The 14714-nt window shown below is 39.8% G+C and carries 12 protein-coding genes; 8 read left to right on the top strand and 4 right to left on the bottom strand.

Going from position 1 to position 14714, the window contains the following annotated elements; genetic code table 11:
- Positions 1 to 85: 85 nt before the first annotated feature.
- The 8 genes from dnaE (at position 86) to HPOKI112_RS07090 (ending at position 8508) form a co-directional block, all read left to right on the top strand.
- On the top strand, positions 86 to 3721 hold the full coding sequence (gene dnaE, locus HPOKI112_RS07125; protein WP_025310033.1) for a DNA polymerase III subunit alpha: 3636 nt from the start codon (positions 86 to 88) through the stop codon (positions 3719 to 3721).
- Entirely contained in the window at positions 3703 to 4491 is a 789-nt protein-coding gene (locus HPOKI112_RS07120; protein ID WP_080276022.1) for a pseudouridine synthase, read from the top strand. Before dnaE ends, HPOKI112_RS07120 begins: the two co-directional genes overlap by 19 nt.
- Positions 4492 to 4545: 54 nt before the next feature.
- Positions 4546 to 4860 (top strand): thioredoxin family protein, encoded by a 315-nt coding sequence (locus HPOKI112_RS07115; protein WP_000895155.1) that lies wholly within the window; start codon positions 4546 to 4548, stop codon positions 4858 to 4860.
- Positions 4861 to 5229: 369 nt separating this feature from the next.
- Positions 5230 to 5862 carry a penicillin-binding protein activator LpoB gene (gene lpoB / locus HPOKI112_RS07110; protein WP_025276418.1) on the top strand — a complete coding sequence of 211 codons (633 nt, stop codon included), beginning with the start codon at positions 5230 to 5232 and terminating at the stop codon, positions 5860 to 5862.
- 23 nt (positions 5863 to 5885) lie between these two features.
- The gene (locus HPOKI112_RS07105) at positions 5886 to 6413 is read left to right on the top strand and encodes an LPP20 family lipoprotein (protein WP_025310032.1); all 528 of its coding nucleotides are present in this window, start codon (positions 5886 to 5888) and stop codon (positions 6411 to 6413) included.
- A gap of 7 nt (positions 6414 to 6420) precedes the next feature.
- Positions 6421 to 6762 carry a hypothetical protein gene (locus tag HPOKI112_RS07100; RefSeq protein WP_001891134.1) on the top strand — a complete coding sequence of 114 codons (342 nt, stop codon included), beginning with the start codon at positions 6421 to 6423 and terminating at the stop codon, positions 6760 to 6762.
- 9 nt (positions 6763 to 6771) lie between these two features.
- Entirely contained in the window at positions 6772 to 7683 is a 912-nt protein-coding gene (locus HPOKI112_RS07095) for an LPP20 family lipoprotein (protein WP_025310031.1), read from the top strand.
- A gap of 639 nt (positions 7684 to 8322) precedes the next feature.
- Positions 8323 to 8508, top strand: a complete 186-nt coding sequence (locus HPOKI112_RS07090; protein WP_235169415.1) for a hypothetical protein — start codon at positions 8323 to 8325, stop codon at positions 8506 to 8508.
- Here HPOKI112_RS07090 and HPOKI112_RS07085 read toward each other — a convergent pair.
- The 4 genes from HPOKI112_RS07085 to yidC form a co-directional block, all read right to left on the bottom strand.
- Positions 8505 to 10727, bottom strand: a complete 2223-nt coding sequence (locus tag HPOKI112_RS07085) for an outer membrane beta-barrel protein (protein WP_025310030.1) — start codon at positions 10725 to 10727, stop codon at positions 8505 to 8507. The two genes, HPOKI112_RS07090 and HPOKI112_RS07085, sit on opposite strands and share 4 nt — an antisense overlap.
- 203 nt (positions 10728 to 10930) lie before the next feature.
- Entirely contained in the window at positions 10931 to 12283 is a 1353-nt protein-coding gene (mnmE, locus tag HPOKI112_RS07080; RefSeq protein ID WP_025310029.1) for a tRNA uridine-5-carboxymethylaminomethyl(34) synthesis GTPase MnmE, read from the bottom strand.
- Positions 12276 to 13070, bottom strand: a complete 795-nt coding sequence (locus HPOKI112_RS07075) for a Jag N-terminal domain-containing protein (RefSeq protein ID WP_025310028.1) — start codon at positions 13068 to 13070, stop codon at positions 12276 to 12278. Before HPOKI112_RS07075 ends, mnmE begins: the two co-directional genes overlap by 8 nt.
- Positions 13070 to 14710, bottom strand: a complete 1641-nt coding sequence (gene yidC / locus HPOKI112_RS07070) for a membrane protein insertase YidC (protein ID WP_025310027.1) — start codon at positions 14708 to 14710, stop codon at positions 13070 to 13072. The genes HPOKI112_RS07075 and yidC overlap by 1 nt, the downstream gene beginning before the upstream one ends.
- Positions 14711 to 14714 lie beyond the last annotated feature (4 nt).

Below are 14714 nucleotides of genomic sequence, written 5' to 3'. Positions count from 1 at the left end.
AATAATTCACCACTAAATAATCTAATAAAGAGTTTTTTAAAGAGCGATAGGTATAATGGCATTAAATCCAAATAGGGGTTATACAATGAAAGAGAATAAAGCTTTCACGCATTTGCACTTGCACACAGAATATTCGCTTTTAGACGGGGCGAACAAGATTAAAATTTTAGCCAAACGCGTTAAAGAATTGGGCATGAAAAGCGTGAGCGTAACTGATCATGGGAACATGTTTGGAGCGATTGATTTTTATACGAGCATGAAAAAAGAAGGCATTAAGCCTATCATCGGCATGGAAGCGTATATCCATAACGATGACAACCTTTCTAGCAAAGAAACCAAGCAACGCTTCCATTTGTGCCTGTTCGCTAAAAACCAAGAGGGCTATGAAAATTTGATGTTCTTAAGCTCTATGGCGTATTTAGAAGGGTTTTATTACTTCCCGCGCATCAATAAAAAGCTTCTAAAAGAGCATTCTAAAGGCATTATCGCTTCTAGCGCGTGCTTGCAAGGGGAAGTCAATTACCATTTAAATACTAATAATGAGAGAAACCGCAAGTATGGGGCTAAAGGCTATGATGAAGCTAAAAGAATTGCTTGCGAATACCAAGAGATTTTTGAAGACGATTTTTATTTAGAAATCATGCGCCATGGTATTTTAGATCAGCGATTCATTGATGAGCAAGTCATTAAAATGTCTTTAGAAACGGGGTTAAAAATCATCGCCACCAACGACACCCACTACACCATGCCTAATGACGCCAAGGCTCAAGAAGTGGCGATGTGCGTAGCGATGGGTAAAACCCTAAACGATAAGGGGCGCTTGAAACACTCCGTGCATGAGTTTTACATCAAGTCCCCTGAAGAAATGGCAAAGCTCTTTGCAGATATTCCAGAAGCTTTAGAAAACACCCAAGAAATCGCTGATAAATGCGTTTTAGAGATTGATTTAAAAGACGATAAAAAGAACCTCCCAACCCCTCCAAGCTTCAAATTCACTAAAGCTTACGCTCAAAATGAGGGGCTGAATTTTGAAGATGACGCTTCTTATTTCGCCCATAAGGCTAGAGAGGGCTTGAAAGAGCGCTTAATTTTAGTGCCTAAAGAAAAGCATGATCAATACAAAGAGCGCTTAGAAAAAGAAATTGAAGTCATTACGAGCATGAAATTCCCAGGGTATATGTTGATTGTGTGGGATTTTATCCGTTACGCTAAAGAAATGGGTATTCCTGTGGGGCCTGGTAGGGGGAGCGCGGCCGGGAGTTTGGTGGCTTTTGCTTTAAAAATCACGGATATTGACCCCTTGAAATACGATTTGCTCTTTGAAAGGTTTTTAAACCCTGAAAGAGTCAGCATGCCTGATATTGATACGGATTTTTGCCAACGCCGGCGTAAGGAAATCATAGAATACATGATTGAAAAATACGGCAAATACAATGTGGCTCAAGTCATCACCTTTAATAAGATGTTGGCTAAAGGCGTGATCAGAGATGTCGCAAGGGTTTTGGACATGCCTTATAAAGAAGCCGATGATTTTGCCAAACTCATTCCTAACCGCTTAGGTATCACGCTTAAGGGCTATGAAAAAAATGGCGAGTTCATAGAGGGGGCGTGGGAATTAGAGCCTAAAATCAAGGAATTAGTAGAGAGTAATGAATTAGCCAAACAAGTGTGGGAGTATTCGCTCAATTTAGAGAATTTAAATCGCAACGCAGGCGTGCATGCCGCAGCCTTAGTGGTGGATAGCCAAAAAGAGTTGTGGCACAAAACCCCTTTATTTGCCTCTGAAAAAACCGGCGGTATCGTTACGCAATATTCCATGAAGTATTTAGAGCCGGTGGATTTGATTAAGTTTGACTTTTTGGGGCTTAAAACCTTGACCGTGATTGATGATGCGCTTAAAATCATTAAAACGCAGCATAAAATTAGCGTGGATTTTTTATCGTTGGATATGGACGATCCGAAAGTGTATAAAACGATCCAAAGCGGGGATACGGTGGGGATATTCCAGATTGAATCTGGGATGTTTCAAGGGCTTAACAAACGCTTAAGGCCTTCAAACTTTGAAGACATTATCGCCATTATCGCGCTAGGCCGACCGGGGCCTATGGAATCAGGCATGGTAGATGATTTTGTGAATAGAAAGCATGGCGTTGAGCCTATCGCTTATGCGTTTAAAGAATTAGAGCCGATTTTAAAGCCCACTTACGGCACGATCGTCTATCAAGAGCAAGTGATGCAAATCGTGCAAACTATCGGCGGTTTTAGTTTGGGTGAAGCGGATCTCATCCGTCGTGCTATGGGGAAAAAAGACGCTCAAATCATGGCGGACAATAAGGTTAAGTTCGTAGAAGGCGCTAAAAATTTAGGGCATGATAGCCAAAAAGCGGCTAATTTGTGGGATTTGATCGTTAAATTTGCCGGCTATGGTTTCAACAAATCGCATTCGGCCGCTTATGCGATGATCACTTTCCAAACGGCGTATTTAAAGACTTATTACAAGCATGAGTTCATGGCAGCGATGCTCACTAGCGAATCCAATAAGATTGAATCCGTGGCGCGCTATATTGATGAGGTCAGGGCTTTAGAAATTGAAGTGATGCCCCCGCACATCAATTCTTCCATGCAAGATTTCAGCGTGGCGGAGTTTAAAAATCAAAAAGGCGAGCTAGAAAAGAAAATTGTGTTTGGTTTAGGAGCGATTAAAGGGGTTGGGGGTGAGCCGATTAAAAACATCATTGAAGAAAGGGCTAAAGGGGATTATGAGAGTTTAGAAGATTTTATTTCACGGGTGGATTTTTCTAAACTCACTAAAAAATCTTTAGAGCCATTAGTGAAATCAGGGAGCTTGGACAATTTAGGCTACACTAGAAAAACCATGCTCGCTAACTTGGATTTGATCTGCGATGCGGGGCGTGCTAAAGACAAGGCTAATGAAATGATGCAAGGGGGTAACTCCCTTTTTGGAGCCATGGAAGGCGGAATTAAAGAGCAGGTTATTTTGGACATGGTTGATTTGGGCGAACATGACGCTAAAACGCTTTTAGAATGCGAATACGAGACTTTGGGCATCCATGTTTCAGGCAACCCTTTAGACGAGTTTAAAGAAGAAATTAAGGGCTTTAAAAATTTAGTCAAAAGCATTGATATTGAAGAATTAGAAATCGGCTCGCAAGCTTATTTGCTGGGTAAAATCATGGAAGTTAAAAAGAAAATTGGCAAACGAAGCGGTAAGCCTTATGGCACAGCGGACATTTTGGATCGATACGGCAAGTTTGAACTCATGCTTTTTGAAAAGCAATTGAGCACTTTAGAAGAGTTGGATATTAATAAGCCTTTAGTGTTTAAATGCAAGATTGAAGAGCAAGAAGAAGTGGCACGATTAAGGCTTTTTGAAATCTTGGATTTAGAGAGTGCCAAAGAGGTTAAAATCCCTAAAGCCCGCTATAAAGACCCTGACAAGCAAAAAGAAGACATGCGTGAAATCCCCCCCATGGAAATACTCGCTTCTAGCTCTTGCTCTTTGGCGATCGTGTTAGAAAATGACGTGAAAAAAGAGTTTTTAAGACAAATCAAAGAGAGCGCTCTAAAACACCAAGGTAAACGCCCCTTGTATTTGATCATCAAAGATAAGGATAAGCAATTCAAAATCCAAAGCGATCTAATGGTAAATGAAAAGATTAAGGACGATTTTAAAGAATTAGAGTGGAGGGATTTAGCTTGAGGATCAACCAATTTTTAGCCCATTACACCAAGCATTCCAGAAGAGAGGCTGAAAAATTGGTTTTAGAGGGGCGGGTGAAAATCAACCATGAGCATGCCAAACTCGTTAGCGTGGTTAAAGAAAACGACAAGGTGTTTTTAGACAAACGACTCATCAAGCCCTTAAAAAACAAAAAATTCAGCGTGCTGGTCTATCACAAGCCAAAGGGCGAATTGGTGAGTAAAAACGATCCCTTAAAACGGCGCGTGATTTATGAAAGCTTGGAGAAAAAATACGCCCATTTTGCGCCGGTGGGGCGTTTGGATTTTGCGAGTGAAGGGGTGCTATTATTAAGCGATAGTAAGGCGGTGGTGAGCGCTTTAATGCATGCGAATTTAGAAAAAGAGTATCTCATTAAAATTCAAGGCTTTGTTACAAGAGAGATGGAAAACGCGATGCAAGAGGGCTTGAAATTAGAAAACGCTACTAAGGGAGCGCACCAAAAAACCCCCATTAAAAGCATGGAATTTTCCCCCTTTATTGGTTATGAAATCATCAAAAACCATGCCAAATACTCCAAACTTAGAGTCATTATCAATGAGGGGAAAAACAGAGAACTAAGGCGTTTTTTTGCGTTTTTTAACGCTGGAGTGTTGGATTTAAGGCGCGTTCGTTATGGTTTTGTGAATTTGAATGCCTTGCCGGTAGGGAAAATGCGTTTTCTAAACCGCCAAGAATACAACGAACTGCATGCGTTTATGGCTAATGCGGCTAATACTAAAGGGGATTAGCTTACGAGTTATGCTATACTTCAAAGTTGGGGGAAATAAAAATTAAGGATTATCATGTTAGAAGTGATTAACGGAAAGAATTACGCAGAAAAAACCGCTCATCAAGCGGTGGTGGTTAATGTGGGGGCGAGTTGGTGCCCGGATTGCAGAAAGATTGAGCCGATCATGGAAAATTTAGCCAAAACTTACAAAGGCAAGGTGGAATTTTTTAAGGTTTCTTTTGATGAGAGCCAGGATTTAAAAGAGAGCTTAGGCATTCGTAAGATCCCTACTTTGATTTTTTACAAAAACGCCAAAGAAGTGGGGGAAAGGCTTGTAGAACCTAGCTCTCAAAAACCGATTGAAGACGCTCTAAAAGCGTTATTGTAAGGGGTATCATAAAGGGCGTTAAAAAGCCTTGTTAAAATAAGAGCCTGTAAAAATCTTTTTTAGCCCCTTTTTTAATAGGGGGCTAACTTCAAATAGCTTTTACATTATTTCTTTATCTCAAAAAATCGTTTTTTATCGTTTTTAAATCAGCATGTTTGTAAAAAAGTTTCTTTAATTAAGCTAAAAATGAGCGAATTTGTGGTATTAATGCTTGCAGTGTGAAATTTGTAGGGCTAAAACTTGTAAAATGTGAAAAAAAAGACGCATAAAATGCTAAAATCCGCAAAAACACTGTGTGTTTAGATTAGAAGTTTAAAATTAGGAACGGAAGTATCTGTTTTAAATTTTGAATAGGGAGTTTCTATCATTATGTTATTGAAAACAAAATTAAAAATTATAAGCTCGGTGATTTTGAGTGCTTTATTGTGGGTGGGTTGCTCAAGCGAAATGGCAACTTATCAAAATGTGAATGATGCCACTAAAAATACGACTGCAAGTATTAATAGCACGGATTTATTGCTAACCGCTAACGCGATGTTGGATTCCATGTTTAGCGACCCTAATTTTGAGCAACTCAAGGGCGAGCATTTGATTGAAGTCTCAGATGTTATTAACGACACCACGCAGCCTAATTTGGATATGAATCTTTTGACGACCGAAATCGCGCGGCAGTTGCGGTTGCGATCTAATGGGAGGTTCAATATCACAAGGGCGAGCGGAGGGAGTGGCATTGCAGCGGATAGCAGAATGGTGAAACAGCGCGAAAAAGAACGAGAAAGCGAAGAGTATAATCAAGACACCACTGTAGAAAAAGGCACTTTAAGAGCCGCTGATTTATCTTTAAGTGGTAAAGTATCTAGTATCGCAGCCTCTATTAGTAGTTCTAGGCAGCGCTTAGACTATGACTTCACCCTAAGCCTTACCAATAGGAAAACGGGTGAAGAGGTATGGAGCGATGTTAAGCCTATTGTGAAAAATGCTAGCAATAAGCGTATGTTTTAAATTTATATTTGAAAGGATGAACAATGAAAAATCAAGTTAAAAAAATTTTAGGGATGAGTGTGATAGCAGCGATGGTGATCGTAGGTTGTAGCCATGCCCCAAAATCAGGTATCAGTAAAAGCAATAAGGCATACAAAGAAGCGACTAAAGGCGCTCCTGATTGGGTTGTAGGGGATTTGGAAAAAGTGGCGAGGTATGAAAAATATTCAGGGGTCTTTTTAGGAAGGGCTGAAGATTTGATCACCAATAATGATGTGGATTATTCTACTAACCAGGCTACAGCGAAGGCTAGGGCTAATTTAGCGGCGAATCTAAAATCCACTTTACAAAAAGATTTGGAAAATGAAAAAACTAGAACGGTAGACGCTTCTGGTAAAAGGTCCATAAGCGGCACTGATACTGAAAAAATTTCTCAATTAGTGGATAAGGAATTGATCGCTTCTAAAATGCTTGCCCGCTATGTCGGTAAAGATAGGGTTTTTGTTTTAGTGGGCTTGGATAAGCAAATTGTGGATAAAGTGCGCGAAGAGTTGGGCATGGTTAAAAAGTAGGGTTTTAATGAAGTGCCTTGCTATCGTGCTTGCTTTGGTGTTGGGGGTGGCGTGGGGGAAGTCCTTGCCTAAATGGGCAAAAGATTGCTCAAAAGAAGTGCAGATTGAAAAGACCCAAACCAAAGACGAAAAAATTTTAGTGTGCGGGGTGAGCGATATATTGCTTTCAGATATGGATTATAGCTTGTCCTCAGCCAGACAAAATGCCTTAGAGAAAGTGATGGAAGCTTTCAAGGGGGATAAAATAGAGATTAAGGCTAGTGAGCTAAAGGCCACTTTTATTGATACGGATAAAGTTTATGTGCTTCTAAGAATCACTAAGAAGCATGTCGCTTTAATGAATGAGTAAGGATTAATAATGAAAAAGATTATTCTTGCATGCCTTATGGCTTTTGTGGGTGCCAATTTAAGCGCAGAGCCTAAGTGGTATAGCAAGGCCTATAACAAAACAAACACCCAAAAAGGCTATCTTTATGGGAGTGGTTCAGCCACTTCTAAAGAGGCTTCTAAACAAAAAGCGTTAGCGGATTTAGTGGCGTCTATTAGCGTGGTGGTTAATTCCCAAATCCATATCCAAAAAAGTCGTGTGGATAATAAGTTAAAATCCAGCGATTCGCAAACGATTAACTTAAAAACCGATGACTTGGAATTGAATAATGTAGAGATTGTCAATCAAAAAGCGCAAAAAGGGATCTACTACACCAGAGTAAGGATTAATCAAAACTTGTTTTTGCAGGGTTTAAGGGATAAGTATAACGCTCTTTATGGGCAGTTTTCCACCTTAATGCCTAAGGTTTGCAAAGGGGTTTTTTTACAGCAATCTAAAAGCATGGGGGATTTATTGGCTAAAGCGATGCCTATAGAAAGGATTTTAAAAGCGTATTCTGTTCCGGTGGGTTCGTTAGAAAATTATGAAAAAATCTATTATCAAAACGCTTTCAAACCTAAAGTGCAAATCACTTTTGATAACAACAGCGATGCAGAGATTAAAGCCGCTCTCATAAGTGCTTATGCCAGAGTGCTGACCCCTAGCGATGAAGAAAAACTCTATCAAATCAAAAATGAAGTTTTTACAGACAGTGCTAATGGTATCACACGCATTAGAGTGGTTGTTAGCGCGAGCGATTGTCAAGGCACGCCTGTATTGAATAGAAGCCTTGAAGTGGATGAAAAGAATAAGAATTTTGCTATCACGCGCTTGCAATCTTTGCTTTATAAAGAACTGAAAGATTATGCCAATAAAGAAGGGCAAGGCAATACGGGGTTATAAGCAGGGTATTAATCTTGCTTGTGCTTTTGGTTATTGATTCAGTTTGGTAGCGTTATCATTTTGTTTAGCGTGGCGTTTTCGCACCCCTTAAAATAACCCTCTAAAGGTTTGTGGCTTTTGTTCTTGCCAAATAAACTAAATATCATTCAATACTCTTTATCCCACAAGCTTCTCTAAAACCACACCCGCTAAAAACTAAAATTAACAAAAACTAAAATCTTTTTAAAACCACCCAAGCAGAAATCCCAAATATCTTTGTAGTATAATACCCCCATACATTTGTATCTAGTGCAGGAAGTGTGCAAAGTTACGCCTTTATAGATATGATGCGTGAGAGCTGTAAGGAATGCGTTGGAGATCAAACTCTGTAAAATCCCTGTGATTAGGGACACAGAGTGAGAACCAAACTCTCCCCCAACATCAGCCTAGGAAGCCCAATCGCTTTAGCGTTTGGGTGCTTCACGAGCCTACACAAGCGAGCTTGTTTGAAAAAACCCAATGACTTTGGGCTTTCAAATCCCCAAGCTAGGGTCTATCTTTTTGCCCCACAAACCAACAAACTTTTTTAAAAGCTAACGCAATTTTAAACCAAACAAACGCTTAAAAAGGGGCGTTTGAATGCGAAAGGAGAATAAAAACATGAGACAAAATAACGAGACAGAAAAAAGCTCCAGTAAGCTTAAAGAAAACACGCAAGCGATACGAGAACAAAAAGAGCGATCTATAACGCTAACGCTCATGCGCAAAACCGAACTAAAAACGCCTACAAGAGAACCTAAAAAGAGCGTTTTAGAGCCAGAGTTAAAGAATATTTTAACCCCCTAGAAAATCCACCCGTAATTAAAAAACACTTTAAAATGGCTACCCCCTTCATTGAGGGTGATAGAATTGGTGGTTGCGCCATCGCTAGAAACGACCCTAGATTTCAACTGGACTAAAGGAACGCTAATGCCCACAGAATATTTAGAATGCTTGTAGCGGTAATTCAACCCACCGGTTACATTTAAATTACCGCTCCCTTTGTATTGATTCAGCAAATAATAGCTGTTGTATAAGCCCCTTAACCCCCCAAACACCCCAAGAGATGAAGTGAAAACTTTCTTGGTTAGATTGTTTTTAGGGTTCTTTTCGTTAGTGTAATTGGTGATGAAATCAAATAACACATCCATTCCCACACCATAGCTTAATTGTTGGATTTTTTCGTTATTGGCTTGGGCGTAGTTGTATTTGATAATGCCATAAGAAGACAACCCTAGGTAATCATTAAAATATTTTTGATAGCCCATTTTAAGATTAACGCCTAATAGGGGGGCTCCAAATGGTCGTGAGGTTTTTGAAGTGCGATAGGTAGTGGCGCTAGATTTAGTAGATGAAAGGCTTTGACTGATTGCGCTAAGCATAGTGGTCGCAAAATCTTGCGTGTTCAAACTAGCGTTTAAATAGTTGGTTTGGCCGCTCAAATTAGTAAAATCCACCGGTAGGGCGTTTTGATCAATGAGCTGCTGCCAAACCGCGCTTGTAACGCCTATAAGTCCAGCGGGGACTTGAGAACAATCAGTATAGATGGAGTTAGGATAGCTACCCGCTGTATAGGGCTTATCTTTAAAACGAGAACACACATCATAGAAAGAGCCATCGGTGTCTCGCACTTCATGCCCGTTGTCAAACACTTGCACTTCTTTCCCATCCACTTGCTCTATCTTCCCGCCCTTACAGCGCTCTTCTGGCCCATTGCCTTCTTCACACATGCGCACCCTTTGATAAGTCATGTTCCCGTTATGCGTATAGCCTAAAGTGTGCCCGTATTCATGGATAATATCTCTTAATTGCATGATAGCGACTTTATTCAAATCTTTGCCAAACAGTATTTCAGGGTCTAAGAAAGGAGACAATATCCCTAAAGCGCCAAAATTGGTGCCATCATCGCCTGGGCCATTCGGGCCACCATACTGAGACCCTAACCCTAAATCCCCTCCTCTTGGGGGTAAGAGATTCACATAAATATTATTAGCGACTCTATAGCTATAGATGACATCTTGCGGCGTTAATATCACTGAGCCTGTTTGTCCGTTTTCTATATTGTATTCATCTCCAGCGTTTTTAGCGATCAATTTAGGATCAACAAGCCCATCGTTGTAAGGATTCACGCATGTAAGGTAATCAGAATAACATGGCGCTGACAAGTTGTTGTCGCTAAACTGAAAGGGGGCGTTCTTAATGGCATCTTCCCAAGATTTAGAATCAAACACCGCCATCATGTTCAGCATTAAATTGGTCAAATTTTTAGCGTCTTGAGAGGTGAAAGACGGCACTTTAGCCACACAATTTTCTTGATTTTCGTATGGAGGGCATGGGGGTTTAGAACCACTGCCGTTACCGCTAGAAAATTGGTTGTAATTGATATAAGTCATTTGAAGATTGGTTGTAACCTTACTGAGCTTATCAAACAAATTCTGCGTGCTGGCATCAGAAAATCGTGTGGTGGTGGTTTGAAGTTGTTGGAAGCCATCAGCGTTAAGTTGCGGATCGTTAAACAAGCTTGCGGGCAGAATGATTTGAGATTGTTTAGGGATAGTTTCTATCACGCCCAAACTGACCACATTGCCTTGATCGTCTGTATAGCTAAGCTCAATATTGTTTAAATTATAAGGTAGGAAGTTTTGTATCATAATCAAGCTGTTATTGCCATAGCCCGCTTCCTCAGCATTTTCTTGGTTGTAAGCGGTTACATACACAGGGGTTAAAGAATAAAAGGTTAAGTTGGTGATATTGTCCTCTGCAAATAACTCAGTTGCATTCTTTAAAATGGTGCTTTGGGATATGTAGTATTTCCCATAGGTGCTTTGAGGGGTAATGGGTTTGGGTTTGGGTTTTTCTTGAGTTGTGGCTATGGTTTGTTCTTGGGTTTGTGTGCCTTGCAACAGCCCAGTTTCAAACCCGGCTTCTATAAAAAAGCCGTCTTTTTGGTGCTTTTGGTAGGCTTCTAAAGCGGTGAATGAGCCGATTAGGGACAAACAAATCGTTTTGCTAGCGAGTTTTAACATAAAATCTCCTTATGGTCTTTTTAAACATTTTTACTCAAAAATAGCTTATAGATATGTATACATTTTAAACTAGCTTATTTTACCCCTTTTTGAAAAATGGCAGTATTGTTTTTTATAAATATGGGTATTAAACGGCGCTAATGGGTAAAAAAGTCTTAAAAAGTGGCGCTAAAAAAGGGTTTTAACCCGTTCTTTAAGCGGTTTCATTTGCCTAAGCAAAATTCGCTAAACATGCTGTCTAGCATTTGGCTGGTTTCATAAGGGCGGGTGAGCAAGTTCAAGTTTTCTATCGCGCTTAAAAGATGATAAGAAAAAAGCTCTAAAGTTTCTAAATGGTTTTTGGCGTTTTGCAATTCAAAAATGGCGTTTTCTAGGGCGGTTTTTTGGGCTAGGGAAGTGAGTAAGAGCTTGTTTTGAGTGTCTAGTTTGGGGAAAAAGGTGCTGATTTTTTGGCTCAAATCTTTCAAACAAGCCTTTGAATTTAGGGTGCTAGTCTCTAGTAAAGAATAAGGGATTTTAAGATAAGATTTTAAGATTTCAAGCTCTAATTTGGGCGCTAAATCGTTTTTATTCAAAACAACAATGCAAGGCTTTTTAGCGCGATTGAGAGTGTCAATAAGGTTAAAATCTTCTTTTTCTAGGGGTTTAGAAAGATCAAACACGCCTAAAATAATGTCGCAATTTTCTAAACTTTTAAGGCTTTTTTCAATCCCTAATCGTTCTATTTTATCCGCACTCTCTCTAATGCCAGCCGTATCAATCAAGCGCACCTTATGCCCTTGCAATTCAATGACTTCTTCTATGGTGTCTCTTGTTGTGCCTTTAATATCGCTCACTAAAGCTCTTTCTTCTAAAAGCATGGCGTTTAATAGGGAGCTTTTGCCAGCATTGGGTTTGCCAACAATGCTTAAGGCATGCCCTTTATTTCTTTGTTTTTGCGCGTTAGAAAAATCCAATAAGTCTTTAAAAGAGGCGATTTGTTTTTCTAAATTAAGAGACACTTCATTTAAAAAATCGCTAGGAATGTCTTCTTCGCTATAGTCAATCAAAACTTCTGAGCTCGCCAAAAGCTTCAAAAGATCGTTCCTAGCTTCTTCAATAAAAATTTTTAACTCGCCCTTAAGCTGCCTGGCTAGAGCGTTTAAAACGCTTTCATCTTCACAAAGGATGAGCTGAACGCTCGCTTCAATCTCGCTCAAATCCATTTTGTGGTTTAAAAAGGCTTTTTTGCTAAATTCCCCCGCTTTAGCAAGCCTAGCCCCTAAATTCAAACAAGCTTGTAAGATATGTTGCGCTAAAAGGGGGCTTCCATGGCATTGGATTTCGCACACATCTTCACCAGTGAAACTATAAGGGGCTTTGAAATAAATGACTAACGCTTTGTCTAATAAAACACCATCAGAAAAAATATCGCACACATAAGCGTATCTGGGGGTGAAATCTTGTTTTTGGGCGAGTTGTTTAAGGATGTTTAGAGCGTTATTGCCGCTGATTTTAATGATGCTAATCGCTCCCTTGCCTAAAGGGGTAGCGATAGCAGCGATGGTGTCATTCATTGTTAAAGTCGTTGATGACGATGTATTTTTCATCGTTTAAATTGGTTTTGATGGAAACGTATTTATTAGGGAACGCTTTTCGTAATTTCTTTAAAGCGATATAGGTTAAAACGCCATCAGGGGCTTTCATCTGCCCCTTACCCACTTCATGCACGGTCATGATCGTGCTTTGGAGTTGCGCTTCCATAACTTTTTCTTGGTTTTGTAAAAAGGTGGAGATTTCTAAGCGGATATTATAGCCATAAGTAGGGTGGATCCAATTAAAGAGCAAGTAAGAAAGGGCTTTGTAACGATAACCTTTCTCGCCAATTAAAAGAGCGGAGTCTTCGCCATCAATATCAATCAATAAAACCCCCGGTTCATAAAGACTCACCTCCACTTTGTTGATTTTATAAGGCAAATGAGAGAATAAGTCTTTCAATTCTTGTTTAATCTCATGGAGTTTGTCTCCGTTATGAGATTCTTCTTTAAGGTTTTTTTTAGAGGGTTTAGGGGTGGTTATTTCTTCTTGCGGTGTTTTTGTTTCTGAGTTTTGTTTTTTTTCTCCTACGCTTTGATGGATTTCTTTCGTGTGGGTTTCTTTAACGCTCTCTTCTTTAACCGCTTTAACGCTTTCTTTAACACCCGCTAAAATAATGGCTTCTTTTTTACCTATATTTAAAAAACCTTTAGAGGGCGTTTGAATGACTTCGTATTGCAAATTAATAATGGGGCAATTCAAGGCGATAGAAGCTTGAATGAGGGCTTCTTCTAAGGTTTTGGCTTTGATTTCAATAAAATTTTGCATCAATTTTCCTTTTTGCTTTGCGCGTGCGCGCGTTTTTTATTCTCTAAAACTTTATTGATGATGAGTTGTTGCAACACCGAAAGGATGTTGTTCGTGGTCCAATACAAGACTAACCCTGCAGGGAAAGTGATTAAAAAGATTGTGAATAATAGGGGTAAGAGTTTAAAAATCTTCGCTTGCATGGGATCGGTCATGGTGTTTGGCGTAACGCTTTGGTGCCAATACATAGACGCTCCCATAAGAAGCGGCAAAATAAAATACGGATCCATGATGGATAAGTCATGGATCCATAAGATCCACTCTGAGCTTTTCAATTCCACAGCGTTATAAAGCACTCTATAAATCGCAAAAAACACCGGGATTTGTAAGATTAAGGGCAGACAACCCCCTAGCGGGTTGGCCCCATGTTTTTTGTAAAGCTGCATCATATGGGCTTGCAACTTTTGGGGTTCGCCCTTGTATTTTTCTTGGAGTTCTTTCATTTTAGGGGTTAATTCCTTGAGCTTTTGCATGCTCACCATGCCCTTATAGCTTAAGGGGTAAAGGATTAGGCGCACGATAATCGTCAAAAGAATGATATCCCAACCCCAATTGCCCACAAATTGATACAAATAATCCAGCAAAACAAACACGCCTTTCGCAAAGAAAGTGATTAAGCCATACTCTATCACATCAGTGAGCATGGGTGAAATCGCTTTCAAAGAGCGGTAATCCTTAGGGCCAATATAGCCATGCAAATTCGCTTCATTTTTAAGGGAAATGAAGCCTAAGGGGTTTTTAGTCCCGATTTCTGAATCAATTAAGGCTTCAAAACCTTGAGGATCTTTAGTGAAAAGCAAGGTGGTGAAATACCTATCCACGCTGGATAAAAAGAGGGTGTTAGAAAAGCGTTTGATTTCTTTAGCGTCTTTATCCTCAATTTTTTCAATTTTTTTGTCGTTATTTTCTAAAAGCACGCCTGAAAAGGTGTAGCTGTCCAAATCAGCCACCGGCCTGTAACCATTGGTGATCACATAGCTGGGGATAATATTATTGGGCGATTTGAAGGCGATTTGCAAATCATAATGCAAATCATCATAAAAAGTCAGGGTTTTAATGATGGTAAGAGCGCCTAAATCTTGGGTTAAAACAAGCTGTTCATTAGGCCCAAGAGTGGTTTTTGAAGTGCTATAAGGGGTGTTGAACGCTTTGTTATTGAGCGTGGGGTCTAAAAAACGCACTTCTAAAGGCTTGAGTTTATCGGTTGCTAAAAGGGGGAGTTCTTTTAGGGGGGTTTGCGGGTTAGTTTTGGGGTTAAAAAGATGGCTCACATGCTCTAAAAAGCCCTTTTGTTTGGGGGTTAGATACTTTTTATCCTTGAGATAAACCTGTTTGATACGCCCTAAAGAGTCAATTTCAATTCTGGCATGCTCAAAAGAAATCATGCTTAACAAATTCTCTTGGGGGATGGTTTGGGTAACGCTAAAATTTTGGGCGTTGGGCGTGTTGGGACTTGTTGCCGTGTGGTTGTTGGTTGTTTCTTGTTTTGTGGTTTGGGTTGTTGTTTTGTTTGGTTTTTGGAAAAAATAGCTATAAAGAGTGATAAATAAGAAAGACAGAGCGATCGCTAAAATAAGATTGGTGTTGTTGTTTTTATTCATTGTG

It is taken from the genome of Helicobacter pylori oki112 (assembly GCF_000600085.1).
Taxonomy (GTDB): Bacteria; Campylobacterota; Campylobacteria; order Campylobacterales; family Helicobacteraceae; genus Helicobacter; species Helicobacter pylori_CY.
This window is presented reverse-complemented; position numbering and strand designations above follow the sequence as displayed.

Coding starts and splice junctions, on each gene's coding strand:
- HPOKI112_RS07100 (WP_001891134.1), top strand. CDS start 6,421: ATGAAGTGCCTTGCTATCGTGCTTGCTTTGGTGTTGGGGGTGGCGTGG.
- HPOKI112_RS07115 (WP_000895155.1), top strand. CDS start 4,546: ATGTTAGAAGTGATTAACGGAAAGAATTACGCAGAAAAAACCGCTCAT.
- yidC (WP_025310027.1), bottom strand. CDS start 14,710: ATGAATAAAAACAACAACACCAATCTTATTTTAGCGATCGCTCTGTCT.
- HPOKI112_RS07085 (WP_025310030.1), bottom strand. CDS start 10,727: ATGTTAAAACTCGCTAGCAAAACGATTTGTTTGTCCCTAATCGGCTCA.
- HPOKI112_RS07095 (WP_025310031.1), top strand. CDS start 6,772: ATGAAAAAGATTATTCTTGCATGCCTTATGGCTTTTGTGGGTGCCAAT.
- HPOKI112_RS07105 (WP_025310032.1), top strand. CDS start 5,886: ATGAAAAATCAAGTTAAAAAAATTTTAGGGATGAGTGTGATAGCAGCG.
- lpoB (WP_025276418.1), top strand. CDS start 5,230: ATGTTATTGAAAACAAAATTAAAAATTATAAGCTCGGTGATTTTGAGT.
- HPOKI112_RS07090 (WP_235169415.1), top strand. CDS start 8,323: ATGAGACAAAATAACGAGACAGAAAAAAGCTCCAGTAAGCTTAAAGAA.
- mnmE (WP_025310029.1), bottom strand. CDS start 12,283: ATGAATGACACCATCGCTGCTATCGCTACCCCTTTAGGCAAGGGAGCG.
- dnaE (WP_025310033.1), top strand. CDS start 86: ATGAAAGAGAATAAAGCTTTCACGCATTTGCACTTGCACACAGAATAT.
- HPOKI112_RS07075 (WP_025310028.1), bottom strand. CDS start 13,070: ATGCAAAATTTTATTGAAATCAAAGCCAAAACCTTAGAAGAAGCCCTC.